Origin of the sequence: Agrobacterium leguminum (assembly GCF_005144435.2) — a bacterium.
In the GTDB taxonomy this organism is placed as follows: Bacteria; Pseudomonadota; Alphaproteobacteria; order Rhizobiales; family Rhizobiaceae; genus Agrobacterium; species Agrobacterium leguminum.
The window spans coordinates 2,968,503-2,988,074 of sequence record NZ_CP120211.1 but is presented as its reverse complement, the minus strand read 5'-3'; the positions used below and the strand labels follow the sequence as shown (position 1 = coordinate 2,988,074).

Sequence of the window (19,572 nt, the reverse complement as noted above, 5' to 3'; positions counted from 1 at the left end):
AAAGCATTTGGCTTTCGGAAGGAATGGGCTATGGTCGGCGCCTCCTATTGAAATAGACGAAGGCAGATCATGACCGTTTCCCCCATCGATCCCGTCAAACTCGAAAAACTGGCCGAAGTCGCCGTCAAGGTCGGCCTGCAATTGCAGAAGGATCAGGATCTGGTGATTACCGCACCGCTGGCGGCCCTGCCGCTGGTGCGATTTTTGACCAAACACGCCTATATGGCGGGTGGCGGACTGGTCACCACCTTCTATTCCGACGAAGAAACCACGCTTGCCCGCTATCGCCACGCCAGCGACGCCAATTTCGACCGGGCTTCCGGCTGGCTCTACGAAGGCATGGCGAAAGCCTATGCCAATGGCGCGGCGCGGCTGGCGATTGCCGGCGACAATCCCATGCTGCTGGCCGAACAGGACCCCGCCAAGGTAGCCCGCGCCAACAAGGCCAACTCCACGGCCTACAAGCCGGCGCTGGAGAAGATTTCCAATTTCGACATCAACTGGAACATCATCTCCTATCCGAACCCCTCCTGGGCAAAGCAGGTCTTTCCGGATGTGACGGAAGACGAAGCGGTCCGCAAGCTCGCGGACGCCATCTTCGCCGCATCGCGGGTGGATCTGGCCGATCCGGTCGCGGCATGGGCCGAGCACAATGCCAATCTCGCCAAACGTTCGGCATGGCTGAACGGCGAGCGCTTCTCTGCGCTGCATTTCACCGGTCCCGGTACGGATGTGAAGATCGGCCTGGCGGACGGCCATGAATGGCATGGCGGCGCCTCCACCGCCAAGAATGGCGTGACCTGCAACCCGAATATCCCGACGGAAGAAGTCTTCACCACCCCGCATGCGCTGCGTGTCGACGGTTACGTCTCCAGCACCAAGCCGCTCTCACATCAGGGAACGCTGATCGACGACATCCAGGTGAAGTTCGAAGCCGGCCGCATCGTCGAAGCCAAGGCTTCGAAGGGCGAAGCGGTGCTGAACAAGGTGCTCGACACCGACGAGGGCGCGCGGCGTCTCGGCGAAGTGGCGCTGGTGCCGCATTCCTCGCCGATCTCGGCAAGCGGCATTCTGTTCTACAATACGCTGTTCGATGAAAACGCCTCCTGCCACATCGCGCTTGGCCAATGCTATTCGAAATGCTTCCTCGACGGCGCTTCGCTGTCGCAGGATGAGATCAAGGCGCAGGGCGGTAACTCGAGCCTGATCCACATCGACTGGATGATCGGTTCCGACAAGGTGGATATTGACGGTGTGAAGCCGGACGGCTCCACGGTTCCGGTGATGCGCAAGGGCGAATGGGCCTGACGACACCTATCTCGGCAACTGGCTGCGCTGACTGAGCCAGATGCTGAAAAGCACCGCACCGAAACCGGCGATCTGCGCTGGCGTAAGGCTTTGGCCGAGCGCCAGCCAGCCGAGCAGGGTTGCAACGACCGGGCTTAGAAAACCGAGCGATGCGGCGGCGGAAGGTTCGATGCGGGCAAGCCCGCGAAACCACAGAAAATAGGTCAGGGCAGCACCGATAAGTCCCAGATAGGCCATGCCGAGAATATTGGCCGCTGTCGGCGTCGGCAGGGCCGGTTCCAGGAAATAGGCGACCGGCAGCAACAGAAGGCCGCCCGCCGTCAATTGCCAGGCGGTAAACGTGAGGTTCGACACCGGCGGCCGCCACTTACGGGTCAGCACCGTTCCAAAAGCGATGGAGACGGCACCGGCAAGACCTGCCGCCACACCGATACCATCCAGCGCAGCGCCCGGCGCCAGAACCAGAAGCGCGACGCCGACAATGCCCAGAAAACCGGCCGCGATGGCCAGCGGCCGGACGGGCGCCGCGAGAAACAGCCGGGAAAGCCCAATCACGATCAGGGGCTGGACTGCGCCCACCGTCGCCGCCACGCCGCCCGGCAGCCGATAGGCCGACACAAAAAGCATCGCCCAGAAGAACGAGAAATTCAGCGCTCCGAGAATGAAGCTGCGCGGCCACCAGATACCGTGCGGCAACTTTCTCACGAAAAGCAGCAAAAGCACGCCGGCCGGCAATGCGCGCAGCATCGCGACATGAAAGGGATAACCGTGCGGCAAAAATTCGGTCGTCACGAAATAGGTGGTTCCCCAGATGGCGGGGGCAAGGGCTGTCACCAGCACATTGGTGGCATAGGTCGTATTTTTCTTCATTTCAAGAATCTCTACATCAAGATAAATATTATCTAGCCGATTTTATCTTGACGTCAAGACATCAATTGTTATGCCTTGGTGATGAGCAAAGAACCGTTGGACCACGTCGATCACATTCTGGCGCAATGGCGCAGGGAGCGACCCGATCTCGATGTCGGCCCCATGGGGCTGCTCGGGCGCCTGAACCGTCTCACCACCCATCTCGGCCGGGAGGTGGAGGCGGTGCTGCTGAAGCACGGGCTTTCCTCTTCCGCTTTCGATGTGCTGGCGACATTGCGGCGCTCCGGCTCACCCTACAGGCTCTCCCCCGGCGATCTTTTGGCCATGACGATGGTGAGTTCCGGCACCATGACCAACCGGATCGACCAGCTCGAGAAAGCCGGGCTGGTGGAGCGTATCCATAACCCGAACGACCGGCGCAGCGTCCTGATATCGTTGACGGAACGGGGGTTTGCCATTGTCGAGGAAGCGGCAGGCGCTCACGTCGAAAACCAGCATCGCCTGGTCGCTGGTCTCAGCGAAGAAGAGCGCGTGACGCTGAACCGGCTGCTGAAACGGTTTTTGCGGGACTTTGAAGAATAGGCTTTTCGGCCCGACAAACACACAATGGCTCCGTGATGGCGCTTGTTTCGCTCCCAAAAATCCTGTAAGCAATTTTCCATAAACCTGTACTACAGGTTGGAGGAAAAATGTTAACTGCCATTTCGCATGAATCCGGTCTCGTCAGCAGCACGATCGGCGCTATCACCCGCCATATCCGCGAAAACGAACTTGCACCGGGAGCGAAGCTCCCCAGCGAGCTTTCGCTCTCACAGCAACTCGGCGTTTCCCGCACCGTCGTTCGCGAGGCTTTCCGGTCCCTCTCGGCCATGCGGCTGATCGACGTGAGTGCCGGCAAGCGCGCGACGGTGGCAACGCTGGATCACGGTGCAATGTCATTGATGTTCGAACATGGCATTCACACCGAACAGATCAACATCCAGCAGATCTACGATGTGCGCCGCACAATCGAAGTCAGAACCGTAACTCTGGCGGCACTGAGGCGCACGGATGCTGAAGCGCTCACCATTCTCGACCTTGCCAACAATATGGAGCGGGATTTCGGCGACAACGACAAGGTCATGGAACACGACCTTGCTTTTCACATCGCCGTTGCCAGGGCCTCCAAGAACCCGGTTTTCGAACTCATTCTCGGGGCTTTCCAGAACGTGACGCGCCAGACATGGCCGATCGGCTGGAAAAGCCGCACATCCGATGCGCAGCGCCATGCCGCAAGCGAGCTTCACATCGCCATCGGACAGGCCATTGCCGCCGGCGATCCGCAAACGGCTTCAACACTGATGGCGCGGCATTTCGATGAAAGCGTGCACGCGCTTCTGGCAGCCGGCATCGCCTGATTTTTCAAACACCGTTCCAGACGGAACACGACCTGCCTCTGGAGGAGGAGACACTTCATGAAAATCACAAAACTCGAGACCGTCCGCGTGGCGGAACGGACAAACTTGCTCTGGGTTCTGGTCCATACGGATGAGGGCATTACCGGGCTCGGCGAAACCTTCTTCGGAGCGGAGACGGTGGAGACCTATGTGCATGAATATATTGCCCCGCGCGTGATCGGGCGCGATCCGCTGCAGATCGACCTTCTGGCGCAAGACCTCGTCGGTTATCTCGGCTTCCGTTCATCGGGCGCGGAAGTGCGCGGCAATTCCGCCTTCGATATTGCGCTGTGGGATATTTTCGGCAAGGCCACAAATCAGCCCATCGCCCAGCTGCTCGGCGGTTTCAGCCGCAAGGAAATCCGCACCTACAATACCTGCGCGGGCACCGAATATATCAAGAAGGCCACCGGGCAGCAGACGGCCAATTACGGCCTCTCCAGCGGCAAGGATTACGACGACCTTAATGGCTTCCTGCACCGCGCTGACGAGCTTGCCCATTCGCTGCTGGAAGACGGCATCACGGCCATGAAGATCTGGCCTTTCGATGCGGCGGCGGAAAAGACGCGCGGGCAATATATCTCGATGCCGGAACTGAAAAACGCGCTCGAGCCTTTCGAGAAAATTCGCAAGGCGGTGGGTGACAAGATGGATATCATGGTGGAGTTTCACTCCATGTGGCAACTTCTGCCCGCCATGCAGATCGCCAAGGCGCTCACTCCCTACCAGACCTTCTGGCATGAAGACCCGATCAAGATGGACAGTCTTTCCAGCCTGGCGCGTTATGCCGCCGTTTCGCCTGCGCCCATTTCCGCCTCGGAAACGCTCGGCTCCCGCTGGGCCTTCCGCGATCTGCTGGAGACAGGTGCTGCCGGTGTGGTAATGCTGGACATCAGCTGGTGCGGCGGGCTTTCGGAGGCGCGCAAGATCGCTTCGATGGCGGAAGCCTGGCATCTGCCAGTCGCCCCGCATGATTGCACCGGGCCGGTGGTGCTCTGCGCCTCCACCCATCTGTCGCTCAACGCGCCGAACGCGCTGGTGCAGGAAAGCGTGCGCGCCTTCTACAAGACCTGGTATCGCGATCTTGTCACCGCATTGCCTGAGGTGAAGAATGGCATGATCACCGTGCCGCCGGGCGCCGGCCTTGGCATGGAACTGCATCCCGATATCGAAAAGACCTTCACCGTCAGCCGCCGTTTTTCGGATGCGGCATCGATCTGATCAGAACAGGCTGCCCTGATTGCCCGGATCGGAAGAAGCCGGTTTGGCCGGCTTCTTTTTTGGCACTACGGGGCTATCAGGGGATGGCGCGCCCTCCCCCGTCGCGATGGCCGAGACGCGGCCATCGGCAAATTCCATCGACACCACAGCACCTGAAGCGACAGCGGCAGCGCGGGTCAGCGGCCGGTTCTCCTCATCGCGGATTACGGCATAACCACGTTTCAGCACGTTTTTATAAGACAGCGATTGCAGGATGCGGTCATGGGCGGCAAGGCCTGCGCGGTTCTGCGCCATGCGGTGCAATATGGCTGTATCGGCCCGGCGCGCGCCGGTGACGACCCGCTCCTTCTGCCGCTCCAACTGGCCGAGCAGCCGGGCGGGAAGCGAACGCAGCGCGGAATCGAAGGCATCGACGCGGCCTTTTCCCTGCAGCAGACGGCGTTCCACCAGGGTCTCGGCCCGATGCATGCGCTCGGTAATCCGTTGCCTGTGCTGTTTGAGACCGTTCAGCAGGGTTTCCGGCCTGAGACCCGAAGCGGACCGTTCAAAGGCGCGGCGCTTGTTCAGCGTGGTCAATTCCAGTCCACGCCCGAGACCGCTCGCGGCCTCGTCGAACCTGCGGCGTGGCAGGGCCAGAAGCTGATCGAGAGACGGCAACGCGCGTACCAGCGCCCGCACGCCCTGACGGCGATTGTCCATCTGCCGCGATACAGAGCCTGAAAGACGCGCGGCAAGGCCGGAGAGCTGCGCTTCCAGTTCCGCCCGCACCGGCACGGCCATTTCGGCGGCCCCCGTCGGGGTCGGCGCACGCACATCGGCGGCGTAGTCGATCAAGGTCGTATCGGTTTCATGCCCGACGGCGGAAATCAGCGGGATTTCGCTTTCGGCAGCAGCGCGTACGACGATTTCGTCGTTGAAGCTCCAGAGGTCCTCCAGACTGCCGCCGCCGCGCGCGACAATCAGCACATCCGGCCGCGCAATCTCACCGCCGGGCTGAAGCGCGTTGAAACCGCGAATGGCGTTCGCCACCTCCTCGCCCGAACCTTCGCCCTGCACCTTGACCGGCCAGACGACGACATGGACCGGAAAGCGATCCGAAATGCGGTGAAGAATATCGCGAATGACAGCGCCTGTGGGCGAGGTGACGACGCCGATGACATGCGGCATGAAGGGCAGCCGGCGCTTGCGAGCCGCATCGAACAGCCCTTCCGCCGCCAGACGCCGGCGGCGATCTTCGAGAAGCGCCATCAGCGCACCGGCGCCGGCAGGCTCAAGGCTTTCTATGACGATCTGGTATTTCGATGAGCCGGGAAAGGTTGTGACCTTGCCGGTGGCGATGACTTCCATGCCCTCTTCCGGGCGGAACTTCAGCCGCGAGAAGGTGCCTTTCCAGATCACCGCATCGATACGGGCGCGGTCGTCCTTCAGCGAGAAATAGGCGTGTCCTGAAGAATGCGGCCCACGATAACCGGAAATCTCGCCGCGCACCCGCACCTGCTCGAAAGCCGTCTCCACCGTGCGCTTGATGGAACCCGACAGTTCGGAGACCGAGAACTCGGCAAGATTGCTCAATGCTGCGTGGGAGAAGATATCGCTCATGCCCGTTTGTAACCAAAACCCGTCGATTCGGAAATGCCGGCGCCGGCCAGCCTCATTTTAACGGCGATGAAACCATATCCTCAACTAACGAGTTAGGAAAATGGGGATTGGAGGAGGAAACAAGGGTTCGTTAGGGAAAACGGCGTTACGTCTTGCCCCAGGCCCGACAACCAAAGAGGAGGCGGCATCATGATTTTTCTTACCGCCACAGCGCTCGGCGTAACCGCAGTTGCGCTTCGTTCGGTTTTCAGCATCGTTTTCATCTGCATGATGATTATCGGCGCCTATGGCGTGGCGATTGCACTTTCTTCTACGGCCGTGCCCTTGATGTCGCTGCTTCTGGCGCTCGCCGGTTACAATTTCGGTGTCGTGGGTGTCGTCCTCGGCCTTCTGGTGCTGCAGCGCCCGCGTTCCACCCAGCCAACCCTCTAAAAGCCCACGGTCTTGAGGCTTCCCCGCTTTGCGCTGACCGAGATTTGCGGACTGGCCGCCGACCTTGCCGTTACCTGTCTGCTTATTTTCTATCTCGGTGTCGATCCGCTGGCCGCCCGTTTGCCGGGCGCAGCAACGGGGCTTGCAACAAGCTGGCGGCTGAACCGTGCAAATGGTGAGGCATCGGCCAGGCTGAACAGCTTTCTGATGAATGCCGTCACACTCACCTCACGTATCGTCAGTGTCGGCCTGTTTGCCCTGCTGCAATGGCGCAATCCTCTCGTGCAACCGCTCGTCCCGCTTGCCTTTTCAATAATCGCAGCACTGGCGCTTGCGCTTTACGGCTATTGGCGGCTTCAAAAGCAACGGCAAGATCAGGACTAAACCGTCTCCCAGCCATCCTTTTCCGCTGCCCGGTAGATAGCGTCGATGAAAAGCTGGTTCTTTCTCGAGCTTTCCAGCGTAACCACGTCGCCCTCGCCCTTCGCCGCACGGGCAAAGGCCTCCGCCTCCAGCTTATATTGGCGGCTATCCTGAAACCGGAATATTTGCGACTGGTTATGGGCCTGATTGGTCAGTTCGATCTCTTCCGCACCCCAGCGATTGGCGTTGAAGGGAGACTTGACCTCAATGTACCCCTCAGTGCCATGGAAAACCATGAGCTGACGGGCGGCCAGCTGTGTGGCCAGATAAAAACTCAGTTCGAAATCGCCGAAATCGGCCCTGACACTGGAATAGATATCCGTGCCGAATTCCTTATCGCGCTCGACGGTGGCCTGTACGCGCCGGGGCTCCGCGCCGGTAGCGAAGCGGGTAACGATGGTCGGGTAAACGCCGATATCCGGCAGGGCGCCGCCACCCAGTTCGGGAATATTGCGCATATTGCCGGGATCGCGGTTGAAATAGCTGAAAGCGCCCTGAACATGCTTCAGTGTGCCTATCGCGCCGGACGCCAGCAATTCCTTCACCTTCGCCCAGACGGGCGCGTAGGTGATCATGAAAGCTTCCGAGATGATAACACGGTTGCGGTCACGCGCGGCGATGAGGGTGTCGATCTCCTCTGCCTTCAATGCAATCGGCTTTTCACACAAAACATGCTTGCCGGCATCGGCGGCCTTGATGGTCCATTCCACGTGCTGCGAGGTCGGAAGCGGAATATAGACGGCGTCGATCACATCCGAGGCCAGCATCTCCTCATAAGAGCCGAAGGCGTGGGGCACGGAAAAACGATCCGCCACCGCGCGCGCCTTGGCATGGTCACGGCTGGCGATGGCGCTGACCACGCAGTTCTGCGCATCCTGTATCGCCGGAATAACGTGATCCTGAGCGATTTTCGCCGTTGAGATTATTCCGAAGCGCAGCATTCCATTCTCCCGCTCTGCCATCAGTCGGAAACTTACCATCGTCACACGGTCTGGCAAGCCGCAGATGCATGACAGAACAAGGTATGGCTGAATTTGTCCTGTCTTTGTCGGAATGCCAGCTTTTCTCTGAGCTGGATAAGAGGAACTATGCTATGCATGAACCCAATGGAGAAACATGAAATGTCCTCTTCTCATACAGCGCTGCTTGTCATCGACGTTCAGGAATCCTTTCGGCACGCCCCTTACTTCGAAGAAAGCGAGCTTGCCGCCTATCTGGAGAAGCAGCAGGCACTGATCGACGGTGCAAGGGCTGCGGGCATTCCCGTCGTGCAAATCTTCCATGTCGATGGCGACCGGGCCTTTTCAAAAGGCAGCGGCTATATCCGGGCGCTGGAGGGTGTGCGGATCACCCCTGATGTCACCTTTCACAAGAACCGCCATTCGGCTTTTGCCGGCACCGGCCTCGAAATCTGGCTGACGCAGAAGGGCATCAACCGGTTGATCGTCTCCGGCATCCGTACCGAACAATGCTGCGAAACCACCACCCGGCACGCTTCCGATCTCGGTTACAGCGTCGATTACGTCACCGAAGCGACGCTGACTTTCCCGATGACACATGCTTCCGGCACCGTCTTCAGCCCGGACGATATCCGCAAGCGGACCGAGCTGGTGCTGGCCGGCCGCTTCGCGCGCATCGTGACCGTCGACGACGCACTTGCCACCGTGAAAGAGGCCGCCTGATGAATAAGGGCGGCACACGCTTCATTCCCATTTATACGCTTGTGCCGCCACATGCGCTGTTGCTCGATATTGCCGGCCCGCTCGAAGTGATCCGTTATGCCAACGGGGAACAACGGGACATCCATTTCGACTGCCGCTACATTGCGGCGACTGACAAACAACAATCTTCCATCGGCCTTGCGCTTTCAGGGCTGGAGAACTTGCCTGCGACCCTGCCGGAAAATGCTTTCCTGCTGATCTCGGGCAGCACATCACGCTTCGACAACGATCCGGAGACACGGCGAGAGCGGCAGGCGCTGGCGGCATGGCTGCGCCGCGCGGTGCGCCCCGATACGACAGTCATTTCGATCTGTTCCGGCGCGCTGCTGGCTGGCGAAGCCGGGCTTTTTGACGGACGCAACTGCACGACCCATGCCGATTGCGTTGAAGGGCTGCGCCGCATCGCGCCGCTGTCCCAGGTCGCCGAAAACCGCCTTTTCGTCGAGGATGGCAACCGCTTCTCAAGCGCCGGTATTTCCACCGGCATCGACCTCATGCTGCATGTGGTTTCCCGGCTGACATCCCCGGCGGTCGCGGCGCGTATTGCCAAAACCATGGTGGTTTATCTCAGGCGCAGCGGCAGCGATCCGCAAATCTCCCCTTGGATGACCGGCCGCAACCACATCCACCCCGCCATTCACCGGGTTCAGGACCGTGTAATGGCCGAGCCGGCGCAGGACTGGTCGCTGGAGCGGCTGGCCGATATTGCGGCGCTCAGCGAAAGGCATTTGTCGCGCCTGTTTCGCGAGCATACCGGCATCAGCGTCATCGACTACGTCAACCTGATGCGGGTCAATCTCGCCCGCGACATTCTCGCCAACAGTCGCCTGGATATGGAAGCCATTGCCGAACGGGCGGGTTTTGCCTCCGCCCGGCATTTACGGCGTGTCTGGCAGCAGCATAATCGTTACCCGCCCAGCCATTATCGCGGTTTTCAGGCCTGATAATCTCAAACCCTGCCGCTGCCTGATGAATGCCATCAAAGGAATTGAATGGTTATGCGGATGAGCAGTTGCTACCTTGCCACCAAGACAGCAACAGGAGCATTCCCCGTGGAAAAACGAAGCCTCGGCCGCACCGGCCTCTCCATCGCCCCGATCGTTTTCGGCGGCAACGTGTTCGGCTGGACAGCGGATGAGAAGACTTCCTTTGCCCTGCTCGACGCCTTTTTCGACACCGGGTTCAACGCTATCGACACGGCGGATGTCTATTCCGCGTGGGTGGATGGCCATGAGGGTGGCGAGTCCGAAACCATCATCGGCAAATGGCTGAAGCAGTCGAGCGTGAAGCGCGAAGATGCGGTAATCGTCACCAAGGTCGGTTTTGACAATCGCGGCCAGAAGACAGGCCTCAGCGCCAAGTGGATTACGGAAGCTGTCGACGCCTCGCTGAAGCGGCTGCAAACCGACTATATCGACCTTTACCTCGCCCACAAGCCGGATGCGGAGGTGCCGCTGGAGGAGACGCTCACCGCTTTCGGCAAACTGAAGGAACAGGGAAAAATCCGCGCCATCGGCTGCTCCAATTATTCCGCAAGCCAGCTTCAGGACGCGCTGGATACGGCTGCGAAGAACAATCTTCCCCGTTATGACGTGCTGCAGCCGGAGTATAATCTCTATAACCGCGCGGATTTCGAAGGCCCGCTTGCCGAACTTTGCCAGAAGGAAGAGATTGGCGTCATCAATTATTACAGCCTCGCCGCCGGATTCCTGACCGGGAAATATCGTGCCAAGGCCGATACGGAAGGCGTCGCCCGCAGCTATCGCGTGGGCGAATATGTCAATACGCGCGGGCTTGCCATTCTGGGCGCCATGGATGCGGTGGCAGTGGAAACCGGGGCCAAGCTTGCCGATATCGCGCTGGCCTGGCTATTGCGAAAGAAGGCGATAACCGCGCCGATCGCCAGCGCCACCAGCCTCTCCCAGCTCGAAAGCTTCAAACGCGCCGTCGAGTTAAAGCTGACGGATGAGATGATGACGTTGCTCGACAAGGCGGGCGCGTAACATGGAGCTCAGAATTCGCGACGCGCAGCCGGCTGACCGGACGGAATGGCTGCGCCTGTGGAACGACTACCTCGCCTTTTATGATGTCGATCTTGCCGATGACGTGACCGACCATACATGGGCGCGCATTCTCGATCCCGCATCCCGCGTTTCCATGCGGGTGGCGCTGCTCGGCGACCGCATGGCCGGTTTCGCCATTCACCACTTCCATGATTCCACCTGGGTGAAGACGCCCGACTGCTATCTGGAAGACCTGTTCGTCGATGGCGAAATCCGCGGCAAGGGAACGGGCCGGGCGCTGATGGACGATCTTGTCACCATCTGCAAGGACAAGGGCTGGTCACGGCTGTACTGGCACACCGGTGAGGATAATCACCGCGCCCAGAAGCTCTATGACAGCTACGTGAAAAGCGACGGCCATATCCGCTATCGCATCAAGTTCTGATCAACTCCTGAAGCGGAAAAAATCCACGAAAGCCCTCAGCGCTGGCCGCATCTGCCGGCGCGAGGGATAGTAGATATAGAAACCATCGAAGGGCGCGCACCAGTCCTCCAGCACGCGGATCAGCCTTCCCTCCCTGATATCGTCCTCGACACGCTGCTCGAAAACAAAGGCAAGCCCTGCCCCGTCGATGGCAGCCCTGCGAATGAGGCTCTGGTCCGACAGGATCAGCGGTCCCTGCACATCGACCACCAGCGGCTTGCCATTCTTCTCCAGTTCCCAGCGATAGATAAGGCCGCTGGCGAAACGCCGACGGATGCAGCGATGCCGAATAAGATCCCGTGGATCCTGCGGTGGTGGATTTTCTGCGAAATAGGCGGGGGCGCCAACAATCGCGCCGCGCCATGCGCCGCTGGCTTTTACCGCAATCATATCCGCATCGAGGTGCTCACCAAGCCGCAAACCCGCATCGAAACCTTTCGCGACAATATCTTCGAAGCGATCATCCGTTGAAATTTCCAGTGAAATGTCGGGATAGAGCCGCAGGAACTCACCCAGCCGGGGCACGATGAGGTCCTCGGCAGCAAGTCGCGGCAGGGTGATGCGCAGGGGGCCGGCCGGTCTTCCGCCCTGCTCGGCAAGCGTCTCGATGACCGCATCGATATCGGCAAGCGCCGGACCAAGCGTCTCGAGAAGCCGCTTGCCTTCCTCTGTCGGAGAAACGCTGCGGGTGGTACGATGAAGCAGGCGCAGCCCAAGGCTCGCCTCCAGCGACGACACCGCATGGCTGACGGCGGAAGGCGCAATGGCAAGTTCGGCGGCAGCCTTGCGAAAGCTGCGGCCTTCGGCAACGGCGGCGAGAACGGCCAGCTGGGAGAGTTGCACACGGTTCATTGTTCTAAATGATAGAACAACCCAAGCGGATTTGCAGCGATTATTTTTACCGCCATGAGACGCTATTTTCTCATCACGCCCTTAGCGATGGGCGGTTCCTTATGGAAGGACGAACAGATGAAAAAAAGAACCCTTGGAAACAACCTTTCCGTTTCGGCGCTTGGCCTCGGCTGCATGGGCATGACACATGCCTATAGCCCGACCGGCGATGAGAGCAGCGCAATTGCAACGCTGCACCGCGCCGTCGAACTCGGCGTCACCTTTTTCGATACGGCGGAGGTTTACGGGCCTTACAATAACGAAATCCTTGTCGGCAGGGGTTTGAAGCCCTATCGCGACAAGGTAGTCATCGCCACCAAGTTCGGCTTCAAAATCGACACCAGCAAACCCGCTGGCCAGATGATGGTGGGCACCGACAGCCGCCCGGACAATGTGCGCGCCGTCGCCGAAGCCTCTCTCAAACGCCTCGGCGTCGATGAGATCGACCTGTTCTACCAGCATCGCGTCGATCCGAATGTTCCGATCGAAGACACGGTAGGCGCCATGGCCGGGCTGGTCCGGCAGGGCAAGGTGAAACATCTCGGCCTTTCGGAAGCGAGCGCCGAAACGCTTCGCAAAGCGCACGCCGTTCATCCCATTGCGGCAATTCAGAGCGAATATTCGCTGTGGACCCGCGACGTGGAGGAAAACGGCGTGTTGGAAACATGCCGTGAACTCGGTATCGGTTTCGTACCCTTCAGCCCGCTCGGGCGCGGTGCCTTGACTGGCGCATTGAAGACGCTAGACGGACTTGCATCCGACGATTTCCGCCGCGGCCTGCCGCGCTTCCAGAGCGAAAACTTCGACGCCAATCTGGCGCTCATCAAGCTTCTGGAGGGCATGGCGACTGAGAAGGGCGTGACCGCCGGACAACTGGCGCTGGCCTGGGTTCTGGCGCAGGGCGACTTCATCGTTCCTATTCCCGGCACGACAAAAATCGCCAATCTGGAGAAGAACGTTGCCGCAGCGGAGGTATCGCTGACGGCAGAAGAAGCCGCCAGCCTCGGCGCGCTGCTTTCGCCCGCAAAAGTCGCCGGCGCGCGTTACCCAGAACAGATGTCACGGATGGCCAACCGATAAAAACAAAAAGCCGCGGCAGTTGCCGCGGCTTTTTTCATTCCGTCAGCTGCCTTCAGGCTCAAGCGCGCAGGACGCCGCCCGTCGATTTCTCGACATTGCCGACGATCTTCGCCGTCAGCGCTTCGAAATCCTCGTCCGTCAGCGTCTTGTCGACCGGCTGGATCTGCACTTCGATGGCGACCGACTTGCGGTTTTCGCCGAGCGATGCGCCCTCGAAAATATCGAAGACATTGACACCGGTGATCAGCTTGCGGTCAGCGCTCGTTGCAGCCTTGATGATGGCGCCCGCCTCGACCGACTTGTCGACCACGAAGGCGAAATCGCGCTTGACTGCCTGGAAGGGCGAAAGTTCGAGCGCAGGCTTGGTGCGGGTTGCCTTCTTCTTCGGCTCCTGCATGGCGTCGAGATAAATCTCAAAACCGCAATAGGCGCCGGAGACGTCCAGCTCGGACAGCGTCTTCGGATGGAACTCGCCGAAATAGCCGAGCACGACCTTCGGCCCCATCTTGATGGTGCCGGAGCGGCCTGGGTGATACCAGCCGGGGCCGCCGGCTTCGATCTGCACATTGGCCATGGGCAGGCCGCAGGCTTCCAGCACCGCCAGCGCATCAGCCTTGGCGTCATAGACATCGACCGGCTTGCCGCCGCCCTTCAAAGCATTTGACCACATACGACCGCTGCCTGCGAGCGAGGCCGTGCCACGGCGAACACCGCCGGCAACGCGGCGCTGCGCATCAGGCGTATCACCCCCATAGGTGCCGGAGACCTCGAAGATTGCGACATCGCCATAGCCCTTGTCGGCATTGCGCTGCGCGGCGGTCAGAAGGCCGGGCAGCAGCGAAGGCCGCATGTCCGACATATCGGCTGCGATGGGGTTGGCGAGTTTCAGCGCGGGTGAACCACCGCCGAACAGCTTTGCCTGCGCTTCCGGGATGAAGGACCAGGTGACGGCCTCGAGCATGCCGCGGCTTGCCAGCGCACGGCGCGCGGTACGCGTACGGATCTGCAGCGTGGTCAGGATACGGCCATTGACGGCGCCGAAGCTTTCCAGCGGCTCCGGCTTGATGTTGTCGACGCCATGGATGCGCATGACCTCTTCCACCAGATCGGCCTTGCCATCGACATCCGGACGCCAGGACGGGACGGTGACGGAAACGCGCTCGCCCGTTCCCTCGACACCGAAACCAAGGCCTTTGAGAATGGCGAGGCTCTCTTCCGCCGAGACTTCCAGACCTGTCAGGCGCTTCACTTCCGCCAACGGAAAATCCACGACCTTTGGCTGATGGCCCTTGTAACCGACGACCCGAGCTTCGCCGGCGACGCCGCCGCACAGTTCGAGGACCAGTTCGGTGGTGCGCTCCAGACCCGGAACCATATATTCAGGATCGACGCCACGCTCGAAACGATAACGCGCATCGGTGATGATGCCGAGCGAACGGCCAGTCTTGGCGATGTTGATCGGATCCCAGAGTGCGGACTCGATCAGCACGTCGACGGTGTTTTCATCGCAGCCGGAATGTTCGCCACCCATGACGCCGCCGATGGATTCGAGACCCTTCTCGTCGGCGATGACGACATTGTTCGGGCCGAGCTTATATTCACGCTGGTCGAGCGCGAGGATGGTCTCGCCCTCTTTCGCGCGGCGAACCGTCAGATCGCCCTTGACCTTGGCGGCGTCGAAGACGTGCATCGGCCGGCCCTGATCGAAGGTCATGTAGTTGGTGATGTCGACAAGCGCATTGATGGGACGCAGGCCAATTGCCAGCAGGCGCTGCTGCATCCACTTCGGGCTGGGGCCGTTCTTGACACCGCGAACGATCCGCAGCGAAAAGCCGGGGCAGAGCGCCGCATCGTCCAGCTCCAACTTCACGTCGACCGGAGTTGCGCCTTCCACCTTGAAGGACGGCGCGGGTCTCGTTTTCAGCTTGCCGAGACCGGAAGCGGCGAGATCGCGGGCAATACCGTAGATCGAGGTGCAGTCCGGGCGGTTCGGGGTCAGGTTGATTTCGATGACCGGATCGTCGAGCCCGGCATAGGTGGCGAAGGAGGTGCCGACCGGCGCGTCTTCCGGCAGGTCGATGATGCCGTCGTGATCGTCGGAAATGTTGAGCTCCTTTTCGGAGCACATCATGCCATGGCTTTCGACACCGCGAATTTTGCCGACGGCAAGGGTGACGTCGATGCCCGGAACATACATGCCCGGACGCGCGAGCGCACCGACGAGGCCGGCGCGTGCATTCGGCGCGCCGCAGACGATCTGCACCGGCTTACCGTCGCCGGCATCAACGGAGAGAACCTTCAGGCGGTCAGCTTCCGGGTGCTTCTCGGCGGAGAGCACCTTGGCGATGACGAAAGGCTTGTAAGCCGCCTTGTCGTCAACGTCCTCCACCTCAAGGCCAATTGCTGTCAGCCGCTCGCAAATCTCGTCCAGCGTCGCATCGGTATCGAGATGCTCTTTCAGCCAGGAAAGAGTGAATTTCATGTCTTTGCTCCTTGGCTAACCGGATTAAACGCTCAAACCGCCGAACAGCGTCGGCATGTCGAGCGGGCGGAAGCCGTAGTGGTTCATCCAGCGGACATCGGCGTTGAAGAAATCGCGCAGGTCCGGCATGCCGTATTTCAGCATGGCGATGCGGTCGAGGCCCATGCCCCAGGCAAAGCCCTGATATTCATCCGGATCCAGCCCGCCGGCGCGCAGCACGTTCGGGTGCACCATGCCGCAGCCGAGAATCTCCATCCAGTCCTTGCCTTCGCCGAACTTGACGATGGGGCCGGAACGGTCGCACTGGATATCCACCTCGAAGCTCGGCTCCGTGAAGGGGAAGAAGGACGGGCGGAAACGCATGACCACGCTGTCGACCTCGAAGAAGGTCTTGCAGAACTCTTCCAGAATCCAGCGCAGATTGCCGACATGCGCCTTCTTGTCGATGACAAGGCCTTCGACCTGATGGAACATCGGCGAATGGGTGGCGTCGGAATCCTGACGGTAGGTCTTGCCGGGAATGACGATGCGGATCGGCGGCTTCTGGCTTTCCATGGTGCGGATCTGCACCGGCGAGGTGTGGGTGCGCAGCACCTTGCGCTCGCCGTTTTCATCCGGCTGGAAGAAGAAGGTATCGTGCATTTCGCGGGCCGGATGGCCTTCGGGGAAATTCAGCGCCGTGAAGTTGTAATAGTCGGTTTCGATATCCGGACCTTCGGCAATCGAGAAACCCATATCCGCGAAGATGGCGGTGATTTCATCGACGATCTGGCTGATCGGATGAATGCGGCCGCGCTCGGCCGGAGACTGGCGGACCGGCAGGCTGACATCCACCGTTTCGGCCTTCAGGCGCGCAGTAATGGCGGCGTCCTTCAGCGCATTCTTGCGCTCGCCGATGAGGTCGGTGATTTCGGTCTTGAGCTGGTTGATGGCAGCGCCGCGGGTCTGGCGCTCTTCCGGCGTCATGCTGCCAAGCGTCTTCAGAAGCTCCGAAACCGAGCCCTTCTTGCCCAGCGCGGAAACACGCACGGCTTCGATGGCCGGCTCATCGGCAGCCGTGGCGATCTCCGACATCAATTGCGATTTCAAGGTATCAAGTTCAGTCATCTTTTCCTGCCTTGCCGGTCTTTTTAACAGCGGCTTCGGGGTTCACAGCATTCATCAGATAGTCGGTCGCCATGATAAAGCGTCGCAGATCACTACCCATCCGCACGCGCCCGATCAACCGGGCAACCGGTAAAAAACGCCCCAGAATGCCGGTCAGACGGCACAATTCTTCCAGCGCCCGGGGCGGGGCGTTTTCGCGCCAGCGGGCGAAGGCGGCATCGCAGGTTTTCCGCGCATCGCAGGCGCGTGTCGCGACCTGCAGAAACAGCAGCCATATATCGCGGGCCTGCGCCGTCTCGAGCGGCATGACGTCCTGCGGGCGCTCTTCGAAATCCATGAAACCGACGCGGCCATGTTCGAGAAAAAAGTCGCGCACATGCGGTCGCCCATGGCAAAGGCCTGCCGCATGCAATTCGCCAAGTGCCTCGGCAGATTTTACCAGCAGGGCATCATGCTCTACCGGCCTCGCGGTTTTTATCGCGTCCATATGCTCCATGATGGTGGGGCCGACATCACCGAGGACAACGGCCGTCAACGAAGAATAGATGATGGGCGGAACGGGAAAACCGCGGGCCTTGAAGACCTGCAATGTTTCGAGTTCACGGCGCATCAGGCCTGCGCCATCGAGCGGCGGCGATGGGCGCATGAAAGTGTAGGGAAGCAGCTTTGCGAGAAAGGTCTGCAGCTTTATCCACCAGGATGGCGTTTCCGTGCCCTGGCGCTTGATCCACACGGTTGTTGCGGAAAGCTCGAGTTTCTGCACGCGGCGCTCGCTTTTAAGCAAAGCCCGCATCAAGGCTGCGATATCGCCATCTTCGAGATGGACGTGGAAACCCTTCGCCTTTTCCGCCTCGCTTGCGGCAACCAGCATTTTCCGCCCCCAATGGAACCTGCCGACCGAGAGCCGGATGCCCCACCCTTTTGGCAACCTCGGCGCAAAAGCGTTCCACGCCTTTGCCGAAACTGCCGTGAATTCCAAAAAACGAAAACCCGCGCCGGAGAACCGGCGCGGGTTTCAAATGAACAACAGATTGTCCGCGCCGTAATTACTTTACAGCGGTTTCAAACTCGTTGGCCGTACCAGCATCCTTGAGGTACTCAAGCGCCTTCTTCGCTGCTTCGACGAGCGCGCCGAATGCTGCCGGCTCATGGATAGCCATGTCGGACAGAACCTTGCGGTCGACTTCGATGCCAGCCTTGTTCAGGCCGTCGATGAAGCGGCCGTAGGTCAGGCCGAATTCGCGAACAGCAGCGTTGATACGCTGGATCCACAGAGCGCGGAAGTTGCGCTTGTTGACCTTGCGGTCGCGGTAAGCGTACTGCTTGGAACGATCCACGGCAGCCTTTGCTGCGCGGATAGTGTTCTTGCGGCGGCCGTAGAAGCCCTTGGCTGCCTTGAGTGTCTTGGTGTGCTTGGCGCGGGAAGTTACGCCACGTTTTACGCGTGCCATGTCATGATCTCCTTAAAGTGTCCAAAAGTGCGGAAAAGTCTCAGAGACCGTTCGGCAGGTAGTTCTTGACGACCTTCTTGCCGTCAGCGTCGGCGAGAACCATGGTTCCACGCGCGTCGCGAATGAACTTGTTGGTACGCTTGATCATGCCGTGGCGCTTGCCGGCGGCGGCTGCAACAACCTTGCCGGTTGCGGTGATCTTGAACCGCTTCTTTGCAGCGGACTTCGTCTTCATCTTGGGCATTTTGCTACTCCGTTTTTGTATCGAAACAGGCAGACGAGGCCTATTTCAAGCTATTCAGGAACGGCCTCGGCATGCCCTGCCGGACCGTTCGGACGCGCGCTTATAACCGCAGTCGGCTAAAAGCGCAACGGGGAATGAGAATTTCCCCTTGCGGTGGGATACGCGCCGGTGATGTGAACGCGTAAAAAGATTATTTCGGGGCGAGAACCATCATCATCTGACGGCCTTCCAGCTTCGGCTCGGCCTCCACCTTGGCAATCGCCTGGGTGTCTTCCTTAACCTGGAGGAGAAGCTTCATGCCGAGTTCCTGGTGGGCCATTTCGCGGCCGCGGAACTTCAGCGTTACCTTCACCTTGTCGCCATCGTCAAAGAAACGGCCCATCGCCTTCATCTTCACGTCATAGTCATGCGTGTCGATGTTGGGGCGCATCTTGATTTCTTTAACTTCGACGATCTTCTGTTTCTTGCGCGCTTCAGCGGCCTTTTTCTGGGTCGAGTACTTCAGCTTGCCGAGATCGAGGATCTTGCATACCGGCGGTTCCGCGTTCGGCGAAATCTCAACGAGATCGAGACCGGCCTCCTCCGCCAGTTTCAAAGCCTGATCCGTCGGCATGCTACCGAGGTTCTGGCCCTCTTCATCAATAAGCTGAACTCTGGGAACCCGAATTTCCCGGTTGGAGCGCGGCCCCTCCTTGACGGGGGCATCGGCTTTGAAAGGTCTGCGAATGGTCGTATTCTCCTGATCTGTTTCTGGATCACGTCAGCAAAAAACAGCTTGTTTGGTACAAGCGGCGGAAATGTCGTTATTGCTGTGGCGAAG

At 59.9% G+C, this 19,572-nt stretch carries 21 protein-coding genes; 11 read left to right on the top strand and 10 right to left on the bottom strand.

All coding sequences use genetic code 11. The annotated features are described in order from the left end of the window. The first annotated feature begins 69 nt into the window (after nucleotides 1-69). Nucleotides 70-1,308 carry an aminopeptidase gene (locus tag CFBP4996_RS14290; protein ID WP_080852788.1) on the top strand — a complete coding sequence of 413 codons (1,239 nt, stop codon included), beginning with the start codon at nucleotides 70-72 and terminating at the stop codon, nucleotides 1,306-1,308. A gap of 6 nt (nucleotides 1,309-1,314) precedes the next feature. On the opposite strand, the gene pecM is transcribed toward CFBP4996_RS14290, so the two are convergent. Then, on the bottom strand, nucleotides 1,315-2,178 hold the full coding sequence (pecM, locus tag CFBP4996_RS14285) for a 4-hydroxybenzaldehyde efflux transporter PecM (protein WP_080852789.1): 864 nt from the start codon (nucleotides 2,176-2,178) through the stop codon (nucleotides 1,315-1,317). A gap of 81 nt (nucleotides 2,179-2,259) precedes the next feature. Between pecM and CFBP4996_RS14280 the strand changes: the two genes are divergently transcribed. The 3 genes from CFBP4996_RS14280 to CFBP4996_RS14270 all read left to right on the top strand — a co-directional run bounded on the left by CFBP4996_RS14280 (nucleotide 2,260) and on the right by CFBP4996_RS14270 (nucleotide 4,835). Continuing rightward, the gene (locus tag CFBP4996_RS14280; RefSeq protein ID WP_162935940.1) at nucleotides 2,260-2,760 is read left to right on the top strand and encodes a MarR family winged helix-turn-helix transcriptional regulator; all 501 of its coding nucleotides are present in this window, start codon (nucleotides 2,260-2,262) and stop codon (nucleotides 2,758-2,760) included. Nucleotides 2,761-2,867: 107 nt separating this feature from the next. Beyond that, nucleotides 2,868-3,575 carry a FadR/GntR family transcriptional regulator gene (locus CFBP4996_RS14275; RefSeq protein ID WP_080852790.1) on the top strand — a complete coding sequence of 236 codons (708 nt, stop codon included), beginning with the start codon at nucleotides 2,868-2,870 and terminating at the stop codon, nucleotides 3,573-3,575. 57 nt (nucleotides 3,576-3,632) lie between these two features. After that, entirely contained in the window at nucleotides 3,633-4,835 is a 1,203-nt protein-coding gene (locus CFBP4996_RS14270; RefSeq protein WP_080852791.1) for a mandelate racemase/muconate lactonizing enzyme family protein, read from the top strand. Here CFBP4996_RS14270 and xseA read toward each other — a convergent pair whose 3' ends face one another. Further along, nucleotides 4,836-6,434, bottom strand: coding sequence for an exodeoxyribonuclease VII large subunit (xseA, locus tag CFBP4996_RS14265; protein WP_080852792.1), 1,599 nt, complete (start codon nucleotides 6,432-6,434; stop codon nucleotides 4,836-4,838). It lies immediately after the preceding gene. 189 nt (nucleotides 6,435-6,623) lie between these two features. Between xseA and CFBP4996_RS14260 the strand changes: the two genes are divergently transcribed. Both CFBP4996_RS14260 and CFBP4996_RS14255 read left to right on the top strand, forming a co-directional pair. After that, the gene (locus CFBP4996_RS14260) at nucleotides 6,624-6,866 is read left to right on the top strand and encodes a hypothetical protein (protein ID WP_020812414.1); all 243 of its coding nucleotides are present in this window, start codon (nucleotides 6,624-6,626) and stop codon (nucleotides 6,864-6,866) included. Nucleotides 6,867-6,878: 12 nt separating this feature from the next. Beyond that, nucleotides 6,879-7,250 carry a GtrA domain-containing protein gene (locus CFBP4996_RS14255; protein WP_080852793.1) on the top strand — a complete coding sequence of 124 codons (372 nt, stop codon included), beginning with the start codon at nucleotides 6,879-6,881 and terminating at the stop codon, nucleotides 7,248-7,250. On the opposite strand, the gene CFBP4996_RS14250 is transcribed toward CFBP4996_RS14255, so the two are convergent. After that, nucleotides 7,247-8,230, bottom strand: a complete 984-nt coding sequence (locus CFBP4996_RS14250; RefSeq protein WP_080852794.1) for a Gfo/Idh/MocA family protein — start codon at nucleotides 8,228-8,230, stop codon at nucleotides 7,247-7,249. The genes CFBP4996_RS14255 and CFBP4996_RS14250 overlap by 4 nt on opposite strands. A 180-nt stretch (nucleotides 8,231-8,410) precedes the next feature. Here CFBP4996_RS14250 and CFBP4996_RS14245 point away from each other — a divergent pair, with 180 nt between their 5' ends. The 4 genes from CFBP4996_RS14245 (at nucleotide 8,411) to CFBP4996_RS14230 (ending at nucleotide 11,458) form a co-directional block, all read left to right on the top strand. Then, nucleotides 8,411-8,971 (top strand): cysteine hydrolase family protein, encoded by a 561-nt coding sequence (locus tag CFBP4996_RS14245; protein WP_080852795.1) that lies wholly within the window; start codon nucleotides 8,411-8,413, stop codon nucleotides 8,969-8,971. Next, the gene (locus CFBP4996_RS14240; RefSeq protein ID WP_080852796.1) at nucleotides 8,971-9,954 is read left to right on the top strand and encodes a GlxA family transcriptional regulator; all 984 of its coding nucleotides are present in this window, start codon (nucleotides 8,971-8,973) and stop codon (nucleotides 9,952-9,954) included. Before CFBP4996_RS14245 ends, CFBP4996_RS14240 begins: the two co-directional genes overlap by 1 nt. Nucleotides 9,955-10,062: 108 nt before the next feature. Beyond that, a complete protein-coding gene (locus tag CFBP4996_RS14235; protein WP_080852797.1) occupies nucleotides 10,063-11,013 on the top strand; it encodes an aldo/keto reductase in 951 nt (316 codons plus the stop codon). Between the two features lies 1 nt (nucleotide 11,014). Continuing rightward, nucleotides 11,015-11,458: a GNAT family N-acetyltransferase gene (locus tag CFBP4996_RS14230; RefSeq protein WP_080852798.1), complete on the top strand. Its 444-nt coding sequence runs from the start codon at nucleotides 11,015-11,017 to the stop codon at nucleotides 11,456-11,458. Here the strand turns inward: CFBP4996_RS14230 and CFBP4996_RS14225 are convergent, their stop codons facing one another. Beyond that, nucleotides 11,459-12,349, bottom strand: a complete 891-nt coding sequence (locus CFBP4996_RS14225; protein ID WP_080852799.1) for a LysR family transcriptional regulator — start codon at nucleotides 12,347-12,349, stop codon at nucleotides 11,459-11,461. It lies immediately after the preceding gene. A gap of 117 nt (nucleotides 12,350-12,466) precedes the next feature. Here CFBP4996_RS14225 and CFBP4996_RS14220 point away from each other — a divergent pair, with 117 nt between their 5' ends. Next, the gene (locus tag CFBP4996_RS14220; protein ID WP_080853266.1) at nucleotides 12,467-13,468 is read left to right on the top strand and encodes an aldo/keto reductase; all 1,002 of its coding nucleotides are present in this window, start codon (nucleotides 12,467-12,469) and stop codon (nucleotides 13,466-13,468) included. A gap of 58 nt (nucleotides 13,469-13,526) precedes the next feature. On the opposite strand, the gene pheT is transcribed toward CFBP4996_RS14220, so the two are convergent. The 6 genes from pheT to infC all read right to left on the bottom strand — a co-directional run bounded on the left by pheT (nucleotide 13,527) and on the right by infC (nucleotide 19,479). Next, nucleotides 13,527-15,950, bottom strand: a complete 2,424-nt coding sequence (gene pheT, locus CFBP4996_RS14215; RefSeq protein WP_080852800.1) for a phenylalanine--tRNA ligase subunit beta — start codon at nucleotides 15,948-15,950, stop codon at nucleotides 13,527-13,529. 24 nt (nucleotides 15,951-15,974) lie between these two features. Then, a complete protein-coding gene (gene pheS, locus CFBP4996_RS14210) occupies nucleotides 15,975-17,057 on the bottom strand; it encodes a phenylalanine--tRNA ligase subunit alpha (protein ID WP_003507467.1) in 1,083 nt (360 codons plus the stop codon). Then, nucleotides 17,050-17,928, bottom strand: a complete 879-nt coding sequence (locus CFBP4996_RS14205; RefSeq protein ID WP_080852801.1) for a phosphotransferase — start codon at nucleotides 17,926-17,928, stop codon at nucleotides 17,050-17,052. Before CFBP4996_RS14205 ends, pheS begins: the two co-directional genes overlap by 8 nt. Before the next feature lie 175 nt (nucleotides 17,929-18,103). Further along, complete coding sequence (gene rplT / locus CFBP4996_RS14200) at nucleotides 18,104-18,508, bottom strand: 50S ribosomal protein L20 (RefSeq protein WP_003493358.1); 405 nt, start codon at nucleotides 18,506-18,508, stop codon at nucleotides 18,104-18,106. 40 nt (nucleotides 18,509-18,548) lie between these two features. Further along, on the bottom strand, nucleotides 18,549-18,752 hold the full coding sequence (rpmI, locus tag CFBP4996_RS14195) for a 50S ribosomal protein L35 (RefSeq protein ID WP_035264590.1): 204 nt from the start codon (nucleotides 18,750-18,752) through the stop codon (nucleotides 18,549-18,551). 190 nt (nucleotides 18,753-18,942) lie between these two features. Continuing rightward, nucleotides 18,943-19,479, bottom strand: coding sequence for a translation initiation factor IF-3 (infC, locus tag CFBP4996_RS14190; RefSeq protein ID WP_078051391.1), 537 nt, complete (start codon nucleotides 19,477-19,479; stop codon nucleotides 18,943-18,945). Nucleotides 19,480-19,572 lie beyond the last annotated feature (93 nt).

Bases quoted from the DNA above. Each gene is read 5' to 3' on its own strand.
- CFBP4996_RS14290 (WP_080852788.1), top strand. From the start codon at position 70: ATGACCGTTTCCCCCATCGATCCCGTCAAACTCGAAAAACTGGCCGAA.
- pecM (WP_080852789.1), bottom strand. From the start codon at position 2,178: ATGAAGAAAAATACGACCTATGCCACCAATGTGCTGGTGACAGCCCTT.
- CFBP4996_RS14280 (WP_162935940.1), top strand. From the start codon at position 2,260: ATGAGCAAAGAACCGTTGGACCACGTCGATCACATTCTGGCGCAATGG.
- CFBP4996_RS14275 (WP_080852790.1), top strand. From the start codon at position 2,868: ATGTTAACTGCCATTTCGCATGAATCCGGTCTCGTCAGCAGCACGATC.
- CFBP4996_RS14270 (WP_080852791.1), top strand. From the start codon at position 3,633: ATGAAAATCACAAAACTCGAGACCGTCCGCGTGGCGGAACGGACAAAC.
- xseA (WP_080852792.1), bottom strand. From the start codon at position 6,434: ATGAGCGATATCTTCTCCCACGCAGCATTGAGCAATCTTGCCGAGTTC.
- CFBP4996_RS14260 (WP_020812414.1), top strand. From the start codon at position 6,624: ATGATTTTTCTTACCGCCACAGCGCTCGGCGTAACCGCAGTTGCGCTT.
- CFBP4996_RS14250 (WP_080852794.1), bottom strand. From the start codon at position 8,230: ATGCTGCGCTTCGGAATAATCTCAACGGCGAAAATCGCTCAGGATCAC.
- CFBP4996_RS14245 (WP_080852795.1), top strand. From the start codon at position 8,411: ATGTCCTCTTCTCATACAGCGCTGCTTGTCATCGACGTTCAGGAATCC.
- CFBP4996_RS14240 (WP_080852796.1), top strand. From the start codon at position 8,971: ATGAATAAGGGCGGCACACGCTTCATTCCCATTTATACGCTTGTGCCG.
- CFBP4996_RS14230 (WP_080852798.1), top strand. From the start codon at position 11,015: ATGGAGCTCAGAATTCGCGACGCGCAGCCGGCTGACCGGACGGAATGG.
- CFBP4996_RS14225 (WP_080852799.1), bottom strand. From the start codon at position 12,349: ATGAACCGTGTGCAACTCTCCCAGCTGGCCGTTCTCGCCGCCGTTGCC.
- CFBP4996_RS14220 (WP_080853266.1), top strand. From the start codon at position 12,467: ATGAAAAAAAGAACCCTTGGAAACAACCTTTCCGTTTCGGCGCTTGGC.
- pheT (WP_080852800.1), bottom strand. From the start codon at position 15,950: ATGAAATTCACTCTTTCCTGGCTGAAAGAGCATCTCGATACCGATGCG.
- pheS (WP_003507467.1), bottom strand. From the start codon at position 17,057: ATGACTGAACTTGATACCTTGAAATCGCAATTGATGTCGGAGATCGCC.
- CFBP4996_RS14205 (WP_080852801.1), bottom strand. From the start codon at position 17,928: ATGCTGGTTGCCGCAAGCGAGGCGGAAAAGGCGAAGGGTTTCCACGTC.
- rplT (WP_003493358.1), bottom strand. From the start codon at position 18,508: ATGGCACGCGTAAAACGTGGCGTAACTTCCCGCGCCAAGCACACCAAG.
- rpmI (WP_035264590.1), bottom strand. From the start codon at position 18,752: ATGCCCAAGATGAAGACGAAGTCCGCTGCAAAGAAGCGGTTCAAGATC.